Origin of the sequence: Micromonospora sp. DT47 (assembly GCF_049844475.1) — a bacterium.
Lineage (GTDB): Bacteria > Actinomycetota > Actinomycetes > Mycobacteriales > Micromonosporaceae > Micromonospora.
This window is the reverse complement of sequence record NZ_JBNCLC010000015.1, coordinates 61,403-78,821: the sequence shown is the minus strand read 5'-3', so window position 1 is coordinate 78,821 and position 17,419 is coordinate 61,403. Positions and strand designations below refer to the sequence as shown.

The window sequence follows — 17,419 nt, the reverse complement described above, 5'->3', positions numbered from 1 at the left end:
CGCCTGACCGCCCCGCGGTCAGCGGGTCGGGGTGGGGGTGACCGGGACCGGGGCGCCCCGCGCGGGGTCCTTCACCACGTGCCGTTCCAGGTTGACCTGCGCCTGCCCGGTGCCGCCCACGGTGATGTCGTCGTACGCCTGGAGCAGCTTCTGCTGGTCGAAGTAGAGCACCGTCATCGACAGCGGGGTGGGCTTCTCGCCCTCCAGGCCGCGCAGCCCCGCCCCGCCGGTGGAGCCCTCCACCATCAGCTGGGTGGGCGGCTTGCCGGGCACCTGCGGCAGCTTGGACACCTGCCGGGCGTGGGTGTGCCCGGCGAGCACCAGCGGGCAGGTGCCGGAGAGCGGGCCGGCCGAGGCCGGGTCGTGCACCAGGGCGATGTCGACCTTCCGCGGCGAGCTGCGCACCGTCGTGGCGAGCTGGTCCCCGGCCCCGATGACCTGGTCGGCGACCTGCTTGGTCAGGCCGCTGCCGGCCGGTGAGGTGTTCTTGTCCGGGGTGAACCGGGGGTCGCCGATCCCGGCGACGGTCAGCCCGGCCACTGTGGTGGTCGAGTTGTTCAGCACGATCGCGTTGGGCTGGCGACCCACCGCCGCCGCGGTCCGCGGCGAGTCGTGGTTGCCCCGGATGTAGACGTACGGCTTCTTGAGCAGGGCGATCGAGCCGACGAAGGAGGCCTCCGGCTCGCTGCCCCAGTCGGTGATGTCCCCGGTGTCGATCACCGCGTCGATGTCGAACTGCGCCACCACCGTGCGGATCAGCTGCCAGCCGGTCGGGTTGAGGTGCATGTCGGACACGTGCAGCACCCGGGTGGTGCCGGGCGCCGGCTCGTAGACCGGCAGCGCTGACACGGTGGTGTAGAGCTGGCTGACGTTGCCGACCAGGCGTTGCAGCTGTTCGGCGTACTTCGAGTAGTCGTTGGCGATCCGCCGCGCGTCACCGACGATCGCCGGCGCGTTGACCAGCAGCCCTTCGTACCGTGGCTCCTCGATCGCCTGCGGGCGGACGGTGCCGGCGGCGAGCCCGAGGCTGCCGGCGGTCACCGCCAGCGCGATCCCGCCGGCCCAGGCGGTACGGCGGGTGTCCCGGAAGACCAGGGCGGCCAGCAGCAGGGCGACCAGCACGGCCGAGCCGAGGGTACGCAGGCCGAGCCGCATCGCGCCGTTGCGGACGTCCTCGACGGCGGACTGGCTGGCCCGGCTGATGCTGGCCGGATCGTCGATCAACGCCTCGGTGCGGCGCTGGTCGAGCGCGCCGAGCCGGACGGTCAGGTGGGTCGGCCCGTCGTGGCTGTTGAGCTGGAGCGCGCCCAGCGGTGGGATGTCGACGGTGGTGCTGCCCTGGACCGCCGGGGTGAGGGTCAGGTTGGCGCGGAACGGACCGATGTCGGTGTTCACCCGGCCGCCGGCCAGCACCCCGATCACCGCCCCGGCCAGGGCGACGACGAGCACCGCCAGCACGACGCCGGCCCGTCGGGCCCGCCCGGATCCGTCGGGCCGCCCGGCCCGTCGCCGCCAGGGTCGCCAGCGCCGCTCGCGCCGGGCCGGGGCGTCGACGTCCCCGGGCCCGCGCTGCTCGTTCTCCTGACCGTCCATGCTGAGATTCTGACCTGCCCAACGGAAGATCTTGGCAAACCCGAGGGACGGGTGCCCGTCTGTGCCGGAACGCCCAGGGGTGTGTCGCCCGTGCCGGCCCGGCGTACCGGTCAGCTGCGGCCGGCGCCGCCGTCGGCGAAGACCAGCCGCAGCAGCCGGTCGTCCTCCGGCACCGGCTGGCCGCGCCCGTCGTGGTTGGAGGTGGAGACCCAGACCGAGCCGTCGGGCGCGGCGGTGACGGCTCGCAGCCGGCCGTACCTGCCGGTCAGCAACTCGCGCGGCTGCCCGAGGACGGTGCCGGTGTCGGTCAGCTCGACCAGCCAGAGCCGTTCGCTGCGCAGGCAGGCGGTGACCAGCAGCCGGCCCGCGGCGGCCAGCCCGGAGCAGGAGGCCTCGGTGGTCCGCCACTGCACGATCGGGTCGACGTACCGCTTGTCCCCGGCCTGCCCCTCGACGGTGGGCCAGCCGTAGTTGCCGCCCTTGTTGATCCGGTTGATCTCGTCCCAGGTGTTCTGGCCAAACTCGACGGCGTACATCCGCTTGCCCGCGTCCCAGGCGAAGCCCTGCACGTTGCGGTGGCCGAGCGACCAGACCGGCGAGCCGGGGAACGGGTTGCCGGCTGCCGGCCTGCCGTCCGGGCTGATCCGCAGGATCTTGCCGCCGAGGCTCTTCGGGTCCTGGGCGGTGGCGAGCTTGCCGGCGTCGCCGGTGCTGACGTAGAGCTGCCCGTCCGGGCCGAAGCCGAGGCCGCCGCCGTCGTGGTTGCGCGCCTTCGGGATGCCGGTGAGGATCGGCGTCGGCGTCCCGCCCAGGGTCAGCTTGGCGACCCGGTTGTCCCGCTCGGTGGTGTAGTAGACGAAGACCGTCCGGTCCGTGGCGTACGAGGGGGAGACGGCGATGCCGAGCAATCCCGCCTCGCCGGCGGCGGCCACGTCCGGCACGGTCTGCACCGGGGTGACCCTGAGCCCCTCCGGGCCGGACTCCGGGCCCACCTTGAGGATCCGCCCGCTGTCCCGCTCGGTGACCAGGGCGGCTCCGTCGGGCAGGAAGGCGATGTCCCACGGCACCCGCAGCCCCTTGGCCAGGACCGTGGCGACCACCTGCTGACCCGCGCCGGAGGTGGCCGACGCCGACGGGGTCGGCAGGTTGGGCGGCTCACCCGCCGGGTCCGGCTCGGGCGGGCCGAGGCTGCACCCGGTGGCGGTCAGCAGCAGCGCCGCGCAGGACGCCGCCAGCGTCGCGCGGGCGCGACCGGTGCGGGGGTGCGGGGGAGGGATGCTCACCCGCCCCAGCGTAGCCCGCCGAACCGGACTCGCCGGGCCACCGGCGACAGCCGGGCATGGCGACGGGCTCAGCGGGCCCGGACGGCGAGCAGGGCGATGTCGTCCTCCCGGCTGTCCGCGGCGGTCAGCAGCAGGTCGCAGAGCCCGGCGGAGGAGAGCGCGGCGGTACCGGCGATCCGGTCGAGCAGTTCGGCCGTCCCCTCATCGACCGGCCGGTCCCGGCGCTCGATCAGACCGTCGGTGTAGAGCAGCAGGGTGTCCCCGGAGGCCAGCAGCGCCTCCTGGCTGGTCCGCGGGACCGGGCGGGTGAAGCCGAGCAGCGGCTCGCGCCGGCCGTCCAGGACCCGCACCGTGCCGTCGGCGCTGACCAGCAGGGGCGGCGGGTGCCCGGCGTTGCACCAGCTGACCGAGAGGCCGCCGGCCGGGGCGGGGCGCAGCCGGGCCAGGATCGCGGTGGCGGCGGCCCGGATGCGCAGCCCGGAGATCGCGTCGTCCAGCCGGCTCATCAGCTCGTCCATCGGATCGGTCCGGCCGTACGCGTTGCCCCGGACCAGGTTGCGCAGCTGGCCCATGGCCGCTGCGGCCTCGATGTCGTGCCCGGCGACGTCCCCGATCGCCACGATCAGGTCCCCGTCCGGCTGGGCGAAGGCGTCGTACCAGTCGCCGCCCACCTCGACCCGGTCGGCGGCCGGCTGGTAGCGGGCGGTCAGCTCGACCCGCGGGCTCTCCGGCAACTGCGGCAGCATGCTGTGCTGGAGCACCTCGGCGACGTGCCGCTGCTCGCTGTACATCCAGCTGTTGCCCACCGCCTGCCCGGCGCGGCGGCCGATCTCCAGGGCGGTGTGCAGGTCGCCGTCGTCGAAGGCCCGCCGGTCGGGGCCGTTGACCAGGGTGATCGAGCCCATCAGGGCGTTCCGCCCGGGGGCCGGGACGGGCACGGTCAGGTGGGAGCCGAAGCCGAGCCGGCCGACGAGCGCCCCCATCTCGGGATCGTCGCTGGCCCGCCGGATGTCCTCCAGGGTGGCCGCGCTGCTCAGCACCGGCTGGCCCGTCCGCAGCACGGTGTGGGTGACCGACTCGGGGCCGAGCCGGGTCGGCATCAGCTCGGCGAAGCGCGCGACGTCGGTGGCGCACGCCGGGTCCCGGTGCACCGCGGTGACGCTGCGCGGCTCGCCGTCCCGGCCGACCAGGGTCACCAGGGCCCAGTCCGCCAGCAGCGGCACCACCGCGCCGGTCAGCCGCGCCGCGGCGGCCCCGACGTCCAGCGTGCCGGCCAGCGTCTCGCTCAGCCCGGCCAGCAGCTCGAGCCGCTCGTGCGCCTCCTCGGCCCGCCGCCGGGCCTTCTCCGCGCTGTCCAGGGCGATCCGCAGCCGCAGTTCCGACGAGCAGGCGGCGGCCAGGTCGGACAGCGTCCGCAGCTGGCCGGGGGTCCACGCCCGGGGCTTGCTGTCGATCGCGCAGAGTGAACCGAGCACCCGGCCGTCCAGGTCGGTCAGCGGCATCCCGGCGTACGCGATGACCCCCAGCTCGGGACGGCGAGGTTGTCCCGGACCCGGGGATAGAGCCGGGCGTCCGGCAGCACCATCGGGATCTCGATGTCGACCACATGCTGGCAGAAGGAGTGGCTCAGCGGGGTCTGCCGGCGGGCCGCCCACGGCTCGGGCAGGCCGACCATGCCGGGGAAGAACTGCCGCTCGTCGCTGACCAGGGAGACCAGCGCGACCGGCACGTCGAGCAGGTCGCTGACCAGCCGGGCGAACCGGTCGAACGCCTCGTCCGGGTCCGCGTCCAGGCCGGTGTCGGCGAGCGCGCGCAGGCGGGCGGGGTCGGTCAGCGCCGGCAGGTCGTCGGCGGGCGGTCGCTCGGGGCGGCCCGGGGAGGGCGCGGTCATCTGCCACCTGTCTCCGGAGGGACGGCACGCCGAGCGGCGTTCCGACCCTTCGTTATACCCGCCCGGATGCCCGGACGCCCACGAACGGGCGCGGCGCTGGCGGCGTGGCCGCCGGTCACCAACCCGCCCTGCCAGGCCGGGCGGGGCCGTTATCGTCGGCGATTGTGAAGGTATGGATTCCGCACGAGACCGGCGTCGACCTGCTCGGCGAGGTGCCTGCCGGCGTCACGGTGCAGCCGTGGACCGATCCGGCGAACCCGCCGTCCGACCCGGCGGGCGTCCGGTTCTGGGTGCCGCCGTTCCTCGCCGCCGGGGACACCACCGCGATGCTGGACCGGCTGCCCGACCTGGCGGTGGTGCAGCTGCTCTCCGCCGGGGCGGACGCCTGGGTCGGTCGGGTCCCGGACGGGGTGACCCTCTGCGACGCGCGGGGCGTGCACGACGCCGGCACCGCCGAGTGGGTGGTCGCCGCGATCCTGTCCCAGCTGCGGAACTTCCCCGCGATGGCCCGCGCCCAGGCCCGCCGCGACTGGGCGTACGACCTGGTCACCCCGACCGACGAGCTGACCGGCAAGCGGGTGCTGATCGTCGGCGCCGGTTCGATCGGCGTGGCGGTTCGCGCCCGGCTGGCCCCGTTCGAGGTCACCTTCACCCTGGTGGCCCGCTCCGCCCGCCCGGCCGAGGGGGTGCACGGGGTGGACGAGCTGCCCCGGCTGCTGCCCGAGGCCGACGTGGTGGTGCTGCTGGTGCCGCTGACCGCGCAGACCCGGGGCATGGTCGACGCGGCGTTCCTCGCCGCGATGGCGGACGGCGCGCTGCTGGTCAACGCCGCCCGGGGTCCGGTGGCGAAGACGGAGGCGCTGGTCGCCGAGCTGACCTCCGGCCGGCTACGGGCCGCGCTGGACGTGACCGATCCGGAGCCGCTGCCCGCCGACCACCCCCTCTGGGAGTTGCCGAACGTGCTGATCACCCCGCACGTCGCCGGCTCGGTGCGCGGCCTGCTGCCGCGGGCGTACCGGCTGGTGGGCGGGCAACTACGCCGGTTCGCCGCGGGGGAGTCACTGGTCAACGTGGTGGTGGACGGCTACTGAGGGGGTGCCGCGGGCGTCAGCGGGTGCCCGGCATGGTCTGACCGGTGGCGGAGACCAGCCGGGGCAGGTCCGTGCCGCGGACCGCGGGCAGCAGGACCTCCTGCCCGTCGTCGAGCCGGGCGACCGCCCGGCCGCGCGCGTCGGTGGTCAGCTCGACGACCCGGTCCCAGGGGATCCGCCGGCCGCCGACCAGCGCCCGGAGCCGCAGCTCGCGGGGGTCGGCGTCGGTGCCGGCCCGCCAGGCCCAGACCCCGACGGCCAGCGGGACGAGCAGCACCGGCAGCAGGTACCACTCGGCGGTGGCCAGCGGCAGCGCGCCGATGAAGGCGACGATCGCGGCGACCAGGATGGCCTGGTTGAACCGGAAGCGGATGGTGTCGGCGCGACTCACTCCCGAATGATCCCACTCCGGACCGGTCCGGCTCCGGCCGGGCGGGTTCCCCGTGACCGGCGCCATCGTGGTGACGCGGATCACTACGCAGTGGCGTATCCGGGGAGCCGGGTCGTCGTTGGGCAGGGTTGGTGCGTCGGATATCCGTCCGAAGCGCCGCACCACCCGCACCGCCGCACCGCCCCGTGCCCCCCTCACGAAGGCGACCGTCGTGCCCCTCGCGTACCTCGTCCGTCGCCCGCCGCCCGAGGCGGCCGCCGTGCTCGCGCTGGCCGCGCTGCTGGTCGGCGCCGCCCTGGCCGGCGCGCTGCCGCCGCTGGCCGCCACCACGCTGGCCGGCGCGGTCTGCTGCGCCCTGGCCGGAGTCCGGCTCTCCCGGCTCGCCGCCGGCGGGAGCGGCCGGCGGGCGCGGCACCGGCGCCGGGCCGCCGCGCTGCTCGACACGACCGTGGCGGTGGTCGGCATGACCGTGATGGTGCTGCCGCTGGCCGGGCCCGCCCAGCGCGCGGACGTCGCGACGGCCGGGCTGGCCGCCGCGGCCCTCGGCTACGGCGGCGGCCTGCTCCTGCTCCCCGGCCGCTCGCGGCCGGCGCCCCCGGTCCGGGTGCGGCGGGCCGTCGACGTGCTCAGCCTCGGCACCGCCCTGCTCTTCGCCGGCTGGGTGCTGGTCCCGCCGGGGCCGGTGCCGCCGGTGGTCCGGGTGGTCACCGTGGTCGGCGCGGGCGGGTTGGCGGGCCTGCTGGTGAGCGCGCTCGCCGGGTGGCGACGCCGGCCGGGCGCGGCGCTCTGCCGGGCCGGTGCGGTGGCGGCCCTGGCCGGCCTGGTCGATTTGGTGGTGCTGCTGGCCTACCGCGCGCCGGAGCCGGCGGTGCTGACCGCGGTGCCGCCGCTGGTCGTCGGCACCCTGCTCACCGCCGCCGGGCTGGCACGGGTGTCGGCCGGCGACCCGCCGCGCGGCGCCGGACCGCCACCGGCCTGGCCGAGGATCACCGCGCCGGCCGCGGTGGCCATGCTCGCCGCGCTGCTCCACCTCTGGGTGATCGGCCCGTTCACGCCGGGCGCCGTCCTGCTCGGCCTGGCGGTCGTTCCGCCGCTGGTCGGGCGGGAGCTGATCGCCGCCGCGGACGACCGACGTCGGGCCCGGCGGCTGGCCGCCCGGGAGGCGCACTTCCGGGCCCTGGTCGCCGGCGGCCGGGACCTGCTGCTGCTGCTCGACGACGAGCTGCGGGTGGGCTGGCTCTCAGCGGCCGGGGCGCGGTGGTTCGGGCTCCGCGACGACGAGGTGCGGGGCCGCCCGCTGGCCGGCCTGCTGCACCCGGACGACGCCCCGGCGGCGCTGGCCCTGATCGCCGCGATCCGGCCCGGCGACGAACCGCCCCTGCTGGTGGCCCGGATGGCCACCGGTGACGGCGGTTGGCGGGCGACCGAGTCCACGGTGAGTGACCAGCGCGGGGTGCCTGAGGTCGACGCGGTGGTGCTGTACGTGCGCGACGTCGGGGAGCGCCGTCGCCTGGAGCGGGAGCTGCGCCGGCTGGCCGCCACCGACCGGCTCACCGGTCTGCCCGACCGGGGCGAACTGCTGCGGGTGCTCGGCGCCCGGCGCGGCGAGCCGGGCGGGCTGCTCCTGGTCGACCTGCACGGCTTCGGCGCGGTCGACGACGCCGCCGGCCGTGCGGTGGTGGATTCGATGCTGGTCACCGCCGCCCGTCGGCTGCGGGACGTGGTCGGCCCGCGGGATCTGGTGGCCCGGGTGTCGGGGGAGGAGTTCGCGGTGGTCACCGGTGCCGGGCCGGTGCCGGCGTACGCGTTGGGCGCCCGGCTGCTGGCCGCGTTGACCGAGCCCTGCCCGGTTCCCGGGTCGATGGTCCGGCTGCGGGTCAGCGTCGGCCTGGCCGAGCTGGCCGGCGACGGGCCGGAGGACGTGCTGCGTCAGGCGGAGCTGGCCCGGCGGCGGGCGGTCCAGCTCGGCCGCAACCGGGTCGAGTGGTACGACGCCTATCTGGAGGAGCAGCTGGTCCGCCGGCTGGACCTGGAGCGGGAGCTGCCCGGGGCGGTGGCCCGGGGCGAGCTGGACCTGGTCTACCAGCCGGTGCTCGGGCTGGCCGACCGGTCGCCGGTCGGCATCGAGGCGCTGCTGCGCTGGCGCAGCCCGGTGCTCGGCACCGTCCTCCCGGCCGAGCTGCTGCCGGTCGCCGAGGAGCTCGACCTGGTCGGCGAGCTGGGCGGCTGGGTGCTGAATCGGGCCTGCCGGCAGCTCGCCGACTGGTCGTCGGGGAGCCGGCAGCTCTGGATGGCGGTCAACGTGACGCCGCGGGAGCTGCTCGCGCCGGACTTCCTGGCCCGGGTGAGCGCCACGCTGGCCGGGCACGGCGTACCGGCGGAACGGCTGGTGGTGGAGGTGGCCGAGCCGCGGATCCGCGCCGAGCTGCCCACCGTGGTGGCCCGGCTGGCGGGCCTGCGGTCGCTGGGCGTGCGCACCGCGCTGGACGACTTCCGGGCCGAGCACGCCTCGCTGGCCCAGCTGCGCCGACTCCCGATCGACCTGCTCAAGGTGCGGCCGCGGCCGGTGGACCCGACGGACGAGCCGGCCAGCCCGCTGCTCGACGTGGTGGTCGCCCTGGGCGACCGGCTCGGCCTGTCGGTGGTGGTGGAGGAGCTGGAGTCCGACGCCGACGTGGAGCGGGCGCGCCGGGCCGGCTGCCGGTACGGCCAGGGCTTCGCGCTGGCCCGGCCGGCCACCGCCGAGCGGGTGGAGGCGTACTTCGAGGAGTTCCCCTCGGCCTTCCGCTGATCGGAGCGGTCGTTCAGCGATCGCTTAACCGATCCACCGTTGGCGGGCAGGGTGCTGATCTGGGTCAGCCCCGGCACGCACGACCTGGACAACCTGCGCGCCGAGTGAGCCGGTCGGCGGGAGGCCGACGGGCCTCCCGCCGGCCGCCCGCCGGCTGCGACGGGTGGGCGCCCGGGTGCAGTCACCGACGGTAGCCGGCGCCGGAGCCGACATCGCCGCGAGCGATATGCCTGGGAGTCATATAAATATGCCTCTCCGTCATATCGCTCGTGGACACATGTCCGCCCCGCCCCGACACGCCAACCCTCGACCCGTCCGCGCCGGTGCGGAGGGTCGCCATCAGCAACACGTCACGCTTCGGTTCGTTCCTCTGCCTGCTCGGCGGCCTCTTCGGCACCCTTGTCGCACTCTGGTTCGGCTTCGCGGCGGCCTTCCTGGTCCTCACCTCGATGACCTTCCTGCTCGGCCTGACCGTGCTGCACGCCGGTCTGCGGCAGGATCACGAGGAGGCTCGCCGCGAATCCGCGTGAGGGGAGAGACGTTCAGCCGGGCAGGGCGCCGAGGCCGGCGAGCAGCTCGAGTCGCTCGCCGTCCGTCAGCACCGCGTACGCGGGCGCGTCGCGGCGGTTGGTCTCGTCCTCGATCGCCTGCCGTTCGGGGCCGTCCGGCAGCGCCTGGATCTGCTCGACGGTCAGCCCGGCGGCCCGCCACGCCGCCCGGTGCGCGTCGGCTCGGTGGTGGCGCAGCGCGCCGAGCCGGGTGACCAGCCGCAGGGCGGGGGAGGCGTCGGCCGGCTCGTACACCGGGGTCATCGCCCGGAACGCCGGCCCGCCGGTGGCGAGACCGTGGTCGAGGACCCGGCCGACCAGGTCGGCCAGTCGGGGCACCGAGGCCAGGCCGGGCAGCAGGGTCGGCCCGGAAGCCCACTGCTCCTCGGCCGCCCCGGCAATTGCCCGCTGCGTGAAGAGCGCCAGCTCCCGACCCCGGTCGGTCAGCCGCCACGCGCCGTCGTCGTCGACCACGACCACGCCCTGAGCGAGCTCGGCGGTCATGTCGCCCGGGCCGTAGACCAGGGCGTCGGCCAGCGCTTCGGCCGGCATCGGCCGGGCCAGCACCCCAAAGAAGAAGCTGCTCTCGAAGCCGAAGCTCAGCCCGCGCTCGGCGTAGAACGCCTCCATCCGGGCCCGCGCCGCCCAGCGCGCGCTCACGTACACCCGGTCGATGACCGGTCGGATCAGACCCGCGTAGCTCGTTTCCGTTTCCACGACGCGGGACGATACCGGCCCGGGCGGATCGGGAAGGCTCCGTGCGCTCGCCCGGCCGCCGGCGCGGACGGCACGCCGTGCGGCGGCCGGTGACGCCGCCCGTTACTCGGGGACCCGCCGGTAGGCGCCGTCGCTGGCCGAGGTGGCCATCGAGGCGTACGCGCGCAGCGCCGCCGACACCGGGCGCTGCCGGTCGGTCGGGGTGTACGGCCGGTCCCGCTTTTCCTCGGCGACCCGGCGGGCCTGGAGCACGTCCTCGCCGACGTTCAGTTCGATGGACCGGCCGGGGATGTCGATGACGATCTCGTCGCCCTCCCGGACCAGCGCGATCAGGCCGCCCGAGGCCGCCTCGGGGGAGGCGTGCCCGATGGAGAGCCCGGAGGTGCCGCCGGAGAAGCGTCCGTCGGTCAGCAGCGCGCAGGCACGGCCCAGCCCCCGGCCCTTGAGGAAGGAGGTGGGGTAGAGCATCTCCTGCATGCCCGGGCCGCCCTTGGGGCCCTCGTAGCGGATCACCACGACGTCCCCGGCGACGACCTGCTTGGCCAGGATCGCCGACACCGCGTCGTCCTGCGACTCGTACACCTTCGCCGGGCCGCGGAAGGTCAGGCATTCCTCGGGCACCCCGGCGGTCTTCACCACGCAGCCGTCCGGCGCCAGGTTGCCGTGCAGGATGGCCAGGCCGCCGTCCGCGCTGTAGGCGTGCTCCCGGTCGCGGATGCAGCCACCGGCCGCGTCGGTGTCCAGCGACGACCAGCGGTTGGCGGTGGAGAACGGCTCGGTGGTGCGCACCCCGCCCGGGGCGGCGTGGAACAGCTCCACCGCCTCCGGCGTCGGCGAGCCGCCCCGGACGTCCCAGTCGGCGAGCCAGCGGTCCAGGGTGGCGGAGTGCACCGCGTGCACCTCCCGGTTGAGCAGCCCCGCGCGGTCCAGCTCGCCGAGGATGGCCGGGATGCCGCCGGCCCGGTGCACGTCCTCCATGTGGTACTGCGGCGAGTTCGGCGCGACCTTGGCCAGGCAGGGCACCAGGCGGGAGATTGCGTCGATGTCGGCCACGTCGAAGTCGAGCTCGGCCTCCCGGGCGGCGGCGAGCAGGTGCAGGATCGTGTTGGTCGACCCACCCATCGCCACGTCCAGGGCGACCGCGTTCTCGAAGGCGGCCCGGTTGGCGACCGCGCGGGGCAGCACCGAGGCGTCGTCCTCGTCGTACCAGCGCTTGGCGATCTCCACGACGGTGCGGCCGGCCTCGATGAAGAGCGACCGGCGCGCGGCGTGGGTGGCCAGCGTCGAGCCGTTGCCCGGCAGGGCCAGGCCGATCGCCTCGGTCAGGCAGTTCATCGAGTTCGCGGTGAACATGCCGGAGCAGGAGCCGCAGGTCGGGCAGGCCGAGCGCTCGATCTCGCCGAGCTGGTCGTCGGTGACCGCCTCGTTGGAGGAGGCGATCATCGCGTCGATCAGGTCGATCTTGGAGTGCACGATCCCCTCGATCGCCACCGTCTTGCCGGCCTCCATCGGCCCGCCGGAGACGAAGACGGTCGGGATGTTCAGCCGCAGCGCGGCCAGCAGCATCCCCGGGGTGATCTTGTCGCAGTTGGAGATGCAGACCAGGGCGTCCGCGCAGTGCGCGTTGACCATGTACTCCACCGCGTCGGCGATCAGCTCCCGGCTGGGCAGGGAGTAGAGCATCCCGCCGTGGCCCATGGCGATGCCGTCGTCGACCGCGATGGTGTTGAACTCCCGACCCACCCCGCCGGCCTCGGCCACCGCGTCGGCGACCAGGCCGCCGAGGTCCTTGAGGTGGACGTGACCGGGTACGAACTGGGTGAAGCTGTTGGCGATGGCGACGATCGGCTTGCCGAAGTCGTCGTCGGTCATCCCGGTGGCCCGCCACAGGGCCCGGGCGCCGGCCATCGTCCGACCGTGGGTGGAGGTCCTCGACCGCAGCTCAGGCATGCCTACCAGTCTTACACCGCCGGCCGGCGGGCCCCCGACGGTCGCGCCGTGTCCCAACAGATGCACACCCGGTGCCCCGCTGGCGGCGCCCATCCGGCACAGTTGAGGACGTGCGTTTCCCCCCGGGCATGGTCGCCGTCGCGGTGCTGAGCGCCCTCGTCGCCGTGGCCGCCACCGCACTGCTGGCCGGCTCGGCGCGGCACCGCACCGGCCCGCACCGCCGGGCGTACGTCCTGCTCGCCGCCGCTGCGGCGACCGCCCTGGTCGGCATGCTGGTCGGGCTGGTCGAGGTGTTCGGAGACCCGCGCCACGCGCCCCACCCGGCGCAGCTGACCGGCTGGCCGGTCCTGATCTCCGTCACCACCGCGCTGAGCGGGCTGGCCGCCTGCACCGGGCTGCTCCGGCTGCCGGGCACGGTGGTCAGCCGGGCGGCCACCGCCCGGCTGCTCATGGACGGCCTGATCATGGCCGCCGCGCTCTGGTTCGTCGGCTGGGTGGTCTTCTCCGCGCCGACCCGGCTGCTCGGCGCGGCCACCCCGGTGACCTGCCCGGCGATCCTGCTCGCCTCGGTGACCGCCGCGGCGACCGCCGGCCTGATGCTGATCGTGGTACTCCGCGCCGATTCGCCGCGGTCCCGGTTCGCGCTGCTCGGCGCCGGCATCACCGCGACCACCACCGGCGGCCTCGGCGTCGCCGCCGGGGTCTGCCAGGCCGGCCCGGGGGTGACCCTCGCGGGCGCCGCGCTGCTCGCCCTGGGCCTGCTGGCCGCCGCGCTGGCGGTGCACCGGGTGGAGCCACCCGGCCAGGTCGACGTCGACCTGATTCGCCGCGACGGCGAGTACGCCTTCGTCCCGATGGTCGCGATGGCCGCCTCGGCGATGTACCACCTGGCGCAGGGTGGCCGGTTCGACGCGCTCGGCATCGTCGCCGGCAGCATCGAGGGGTTCGCCCTGGTCGCCCGGCAGTACCTCACCCTCAACGACATGCGCGGGTACGCCGGCCGGCTGGCCGAGCGGGAGGCGCACTTCCGCGAGCTGGCGCACACCGACCCGCTGACCGGGCTGGCCAACCGGCGCGGGCTGCTGCGGGAGATGCAGCGCTGCGCCGCCGAGGGCGTCGGGTGCGTGCTGCTCGGGCTCGACCTGGACGGCTTCAAGAACGTCAACGACATGCGCGGTCACGACGTGGGCGACATGGTGCTGGCCGAGGTGGGGCGGCGGCTCAAGGGCAACCTGCGCCCCGGCGACCTGGCCGCCCGGCTCGGCGGTGACGAGTTCGCGGTGCTGATGCGCGGCCGCGACGCCGACGCCGACGCGGTCGCCGAGCGGCTGCTCGGGGTGCTCGGCCGGGCTTTCGACCAGCCGGACGGGCCGGTGTTCCTCTCGGTCAGCATCGGGGTGGCCGGCCAGAGCGGCGAGCCCGACGTGGTGGGACTGCTCCGCCACGCCGACCTGGCGCTGCGCTACGCCAAGCAGCGCGGCAAGAACCGGATCGAGCGCTACGACGGCACGTATGACCGAATGCTGCTGCGGCGGACCCGGCTGGAGCACGAGATGCGCGGCGCGATCGAACGCGACGAGCTGCGGCTGGCGTTCCAGCCGGTCGCCTCGCTGCCCTCGGTCCGCCCGGTCGGCGCCGAGGCGCTGCTGCGCTGGCACCACCCGGAGCTGGGCAACGTCCGGCCTGACGAGTTCATCCCGCTCGCCGAGGAGTGCGGGATGATCGCCAAGCTGGGCGCCTGGGTGCTGCACCAGGCCTGCTGGCAGCTCTCCCGCTGGCTGGCCGACGGGCACGACGTCTGGGTCTCGGTCAACGTCTCCCCGCGCGAGCTGCACGCCCCGGAGTACGTCGTGCAGGTCGCCGAGGCGCTCCGGGCCCACCACGTGCCGCCGCAGCGGCTGGTGCTGGAGGTCACCGAGCACGCGGTCGCCACCGACCTGGACGAGCTGATCCGCCGGCTGACCGCGCTGCGGCTGACCGGGGTACGCATCGCGCTGGACGACTTCGGCGCCGGGTACTCGTCGCTGGGGCAGCTGCGCCGGCTCCCGATCGACATCCTCAAGATCGACCACAGCCTGGTCGCCGAGCACGAACCGGTCCGCCCGGTGGACCGGGACGGACCGGCCTTCGCGCCGATGGTCGACATCGTCATGCGGCTCGGCCACCAGCTCGGCCTGGAGGTGATCGCCGAGGGGGTCACCACGCCGACCGAGCTGGCCGCGGTGGTCGCCGCCGGCTGCCGCTTCGGCCAGGGGGCGCTCTTCGGCTGGGGGGTGCCGGCGGAGCACCTGGAGGCGATGCTGGAGGCGGCCACCTCGCCCGGCGCGCGCCCGGCGTCGCTGCCGCCGGCCCCGCCGTCCGCGCCGCTGCGTCCCGGCCCGTCGCCGCTCCTGCCGCGGCTGCGGTCCAATCCGCCAGCGTCGGCACCGGTGCCCGCGCCGCGCGCCTCCCACGAGGGATCCGCGCAGGCCGGGACGGTTGCCGGCCCCACGACGGGAGACAGGGTCCCCCGTTCGTGAACCAACATGTGGGATCAGTTGACTCATCGCGTGAGATGCGTCAGGCTGGTCCACATGTCGTCGATCCGGTCGCTGCGAGTACTTGACTGAGCGCACTCTCCTCCGCCGAGAGTGCGCTGGCCCCGTGCATCTGCACGAGGGCCGTTTTTATTGCCGTCGGACCCCGTCGGGGCGGGCCCCGCCCGCGTTGCTCGTGTCGAAGTAGCTCCACCCACTCCAGCCGAAGGCCTGAACCGCCATGACGAGACCCACGCCAGAGACACTCGCCCACTCCGCCCGGCGGGCGCGGACGGCCACCGAGCCGGCCAGCGACGCCGATCACACCCCCGCGCCGCGTACCGGCGCCGTCCCGGCCGCCCCGGCCGTACGGCAGCCCGCGCCGGCCCAGGTCTCCGGCGCCGGCTCGCTGGTGCGGTCCCTCGAGGCGCTCGACGTCGAGGTCGTCTTCGGCATCCCTGGCGGCGCGATCCTGCCCGCGTACGACCCGCTCTACGACTCCACCGTCCGGCACATCCTGGTCCGCCACGAGCAGGGCGCCGGGCACGCCGCCACCGGCTACGCCCAGGCGACCGGCCGGGTCGGCGTCTGCATCGCCACCTCCGGGCCGGGCGCGACCAACCTGGTGACCCCGATCGCCGACGCGTACATGGACTCGGTGCCGATGGTCGCGATCACCGGCCAGGTGGCGCGCCCGTCGATCGGCACGGACGCCTTCCAGGAGGCGGACATCCAGGGCATCACCCTGCCGATCACCAAGCACAACTTCCTGGTGCAGACCGCCGAGGAGATCCCCCAGGTGCTGGCCGAGGCGTTCCACCTCGCCTCCACCGGCCGGCCCGGGCCGGTGCTGGTCGACATCCCCAAGGACGTCCTCCAGGCGCCGACCACCTTCTCCTGGCCGCCCACCCTCGACCTGCCCGGCTACCGGCCGACCCTGCACCCGCACGGCAAGCAGATCCGGGAGGCGGCCCGGCTGATGAGCACCGCCCGCCGGCCGGTGCTCTACGTCGGCGGCGGGGTGCTCAAGGCCGGCGCGACCGAGGGGTTGCGCAAGCTCGCCGAGCTGACCGGCATCCCGGTGGTCACCACGCTGATGGCGCTGGGCGCGTTCCCCGACTCGCACCGCCAGCACCTGGGCATGCCCGGCATGCACGGCACCGTCGCCGCGGTCTACGGCCTGCAGAAGTCCGACCTGATCGTGGCGCTCGGGGCGCGCTTCGACGACCGGGTCACCGGCCGGCTGGACTCGTTCGCCCCGGACGCGATGGTGGTGCACGCCGACATCGACCCGGCCGAGATCGGCAAGAACCGGCACGCGGACGTGCCGATCGTCGGTGACGCCCGGCACGTCATCGACGAGCTGATCACCGCGGTCAGCGCGGAGCGGAAGACCGGCCACCGCGCCGACCTGTCCGACTGGTGGACGCAGCTGGACGACCTGCGCGAGCGCTACCCGCTCGGCTACGAGGAGCCGGGCGACGGCACCCTCTCCCCGCAGTACGTGATCAAGCGGCTGGGCGAGATCGTCGGCCCGGACGCGGTCTACGTCGCCGGCGTCGGCCAGCACCAGATGTGGGCCAGCCAGTTCATCTCGTACGAGAAGCCCGGCACCTGGCTCAACTCCGGTGGCCTCGGCACCATGGGCTACGCCGTCCCGGCGGCGATGGGCGCCAAGGTCGGCCGGCCGGACACGGTGGTCTGGGCGGTGGACGGCGACGGTTGCTTCCAGATGACCAACCAGGAGCTGGCCACCTGCGCGCTGGAGGGCATCCCGGTCAAGATCGCCGTGATCAACAACGGCAACCTCGGCATGGTCCGGCAGTGGCAGACGCTCTTCTACGGCGAGCGCTACTCCAACACTGAGCTGGGCACCCACAAGCACCGCATCCCGGACTTCGTCAAGCTGGCCGAGGCGCTCGGCTGCATCGGCCTGCGCTGCGAGACCGCCGAGGACGTGGACCGGACCATCGAGGCGGCGATGGCGATCACCGACGCGCCGGTGGTGATCGACTTCGTGGTCGGCAAGGACGCGATGGTCTGGCCGATGGTGGCCGCCGGCACCGGCAACGACGAGATCATGTTCGCCCGTGGCGTCCGCCCGGCCTTCGACGAGGACGAGATCTGATGACTCTGCACACCCTTTCCGTCCTGGTGGAGAACAAGCCCGGTGTGCTGGCCCGGGTCTCCGGTCTCTTCTCCCGGCGCGGCTTCAACATCGACAGCCTGGCCGTCGGCGAGACCGAGAACGCGGACGTCTCCCGGATCACCATCGTGGTCAACGCCGAGTCGTCCCCGCTGGAGCAGGTCACCAAGCAGCTCAACAAGCTGGTCAACGTACTCAAGATCGTCGAGTTGGACCCGCAGGTCTCGGTGGCCCGGGAGCTGCTGCTGGTCAAGGTCCGCGCGGACCGCAACGCCCGGGCGCAGGTGCTGGAGACGGTCAACCTGTTCCGGGCCCGGGTGGTCGACGTCGCACCGGACACGCTGACCATCGAGGCCACCGGCACCCCGGACAAGCTCGACGCGCTGCTGCGCGACCTCGAACCGTTCGGCATCAAGGAGATGGTCCAGTCCGGCACGGTGGCGATCGGGCGCGGCTCGCGCTCGATCACCGCCGGTCCCGCGCTGCGTGCCGCCTGATCCCC

Annotated in this window: 13 protein-coding genes; 6 read left to right on the top strand and 7 right to left on the bottom strand. The window is 74.7% G+C overall.

Annotation, left to right across the window (positions count from 1 at the left end; translation table 11 throughout):
* Nucleotides 1-18: 18 nt before the first annotated feature.
* From ACLQ2U_RS21770 to ACLQ2U_RS21755, 4 genes are all read right to left on the bottom strand, one after another.
* Nucleotides 19-1,593: a metallophosphoesterase gene (locus ACLQ2U_RS21770; RefSeq protein ID WP_425752567.1), complete on the bottom strand. Its 1,575-nt coding sequence runs from the start codon at nucleotides 1,591-1,593 to the stop codon at nucleotides 19-21.
* Between the two features lie 110 nt (nucleotides 1,594-1,703).
* Nucleotides 1,704-2,876, bottom strand: coding sequence for a PQQ-dependent sugar dehydrogenase (locus ACLQ2U_RS21765; RefSeq protein WP_425752566.1), 1,173 nt, complete (start codon nucleotides 2,874-2,876; stop codon nucleotides 1,704-1,706).
* 68 nt (nucleotides 2,877-2,944) lie between these two features.
* Nucleotides 2,945-4,393, bottom strand: a complete 1,449-nt coding sequence (locus tag ACLQ2U_RS21760; protein WP_425752631.1) for a PP2C family protein-serine/threonine phosphatase — start codon at nucleotides 4,391-4,393, stop codon at nucleotides 2,945-2,947.
* The gene (locus tag ACLQ2U_RS21755; protein ID WP_425752565.1) at nucleotides 4,369-4,767 is read right to left on the bottom strand and encodes a hypothetical protein; all 399 of its coding nucleotides are present in this window, start codon (nucleotides 4,765-4,767) and stop codon (nucleotides 4,369-4,371) included. Before ACLQ2U_RS21755 ends, ACLQ2U_RS21760 begins: the two co-directional genes overlap by 25 nt.
* A 164-nt stretch (nucleotides 4,768-4,931) precedes the next feature.
* On the opposite strand from ACLQ2U_RS21755, the gene ACLQ2U_RS21750 reads away from it, so the two are divergent.
* Complete coding sequence (locus ACLQ2U_RS21750) at nucleotides 4,932-5,858, top strand: 2-hydroxyacid dehydrogenase (RefSeq protein ID WP_425752564.1); 927 nt, start codon at nucleotides 4,932-4,934, stop codon at nucleotides 5,856-5,858.
* A gap of 16 nt (nucleotides 5,859-5,874) precedes the next feature.
* Here ACLQ2U_RS21750 and ACLQ2U_RS21745 read toward each other — a convergent pair whose 3' ends face one another.
* On the bottom strand, nucleotides 5,875-6,249 hold the full coding sequence (locus ACLQ2U_RS21745) for a PH domain-containing protein (protein WP_425752563.1): 375 nt from the start codon (nucleotides 6,247-6,249) through the stop codon (nucleotides 5,875-5,877).
* Nucleotides 6,250-6,460: 211 nt separating this feature from the next.
* Here ACLQ2U_RS21745 and ACLQ2U_RS21740 point away from each other — a divergent pair, with 211 nt between their 5' ends.
* Both ACLQ2U_RS21740 and ACLQ2U_RS21735 read left to right on the top strand, forming a co-directional pair.
* Entirely contained in the window at nucleotides 6,461-9,040 is a 2,580-nt protein-coding gene (locus tag ACLQ2U_RS21740) for a putative bifunctional diguanylate cyclase/phosphodiesterase (protein ID WP_425752562.1), read from the top strand.
* 269 nt (nucleotides 9,041-9,309) lie between these two features.
* Entirely contained in the window at nucleotides 9,310-9,570 is a 261-nt protein-coding gene (locus ACLQ2U_RS21735) for a hypothetical protein (protein WP_425752561.1), read from the top strand.
* A 12-nt stretch (nucleotides 9,571-9,582) separates the two neighbouring features.
* On the opposite strand, the gene ACLQ2U_RS21730 is transcribed toward ACLQ2U_RS21735, so the two are convergent.
* Nucleotides 9,583-10,305 (bottom strand): hypothetical protein, encoded by a 723-nt coding sequence (locus tag ACLQ2U_RS21730; protein ID WP_425752560.1) that lies wholly within the window; start codon nucleotides 10,303-10,305, stop codon nucleotides 9,583-9,585.
* Nucleotides 10,306-10,407: 102 nt separating this feature from the next.
* Nucleotides 10,408-12,255, bottom strand: coding sequence for a dihydroxy-acid dehydratase (gene ilvD, locus ACLQ2U_RS21725; RefSeq protein WP_425752559.1), 1,848 nt, complete (start codon nucleotides 12,253-12,255; stop codon nucleotides 10,408-10,410).
* 110 nt (nucleotides 12,256-12,365) lie between these two features.
* On the opposite strand from ilvD, the gene ACLQ2U_RS21720 reads away from it, so the two are divergent.
* The 3 genes from ACLQ2U_RS21720 to ilvN all read left to right on the top strand — a co-directional run bounded on the left by ACLQ2U_RS21720 (nucleotide 12,366) and on the right by ilvN (nucleotide 17,414).
* A complete protein-coding gene (locus tag ACLQ2U_RS21720) occupies nucleotides 12,366-14,774 on the top strand; it encodes a putative bifunctional diguanylate cyclase/phosphodiesterase (protein WP_425752558.1) in 2,409 nt (802 codons plus the stop codon).
* A gap of 238 nt (nucleotides 14,775-15,012) precedes the next feature.
* A complete protein-coding gene (locus ACLQ2U_RS21715; RefSeq protein ID WP_425752557.1) occupies nucleotides 15,013-16,899 on the top strand; it encodes an acetolactate synthase large subunit in 1,887 nt (628 codons plus the stop codon).
* Complete coding sequence (gene ilvN, locus ACLQ2U_RS21710) at nucleotides 16,899-17,414, top strand: acetolactate synthase small subunit (RefSeq protein ID WP_425752556.1); 516 nt, start codon at nucleotides 16,899-16,901, stop codon at nucleotides 17,412-17,414. The genes ACLQ2U_RS21715 and ilvN overlap by 1 nt, the downstream gene beginning before the upstream one ends.
* Nucleotides 17,415-17,419: the final 5 nt, after the last annotated feature.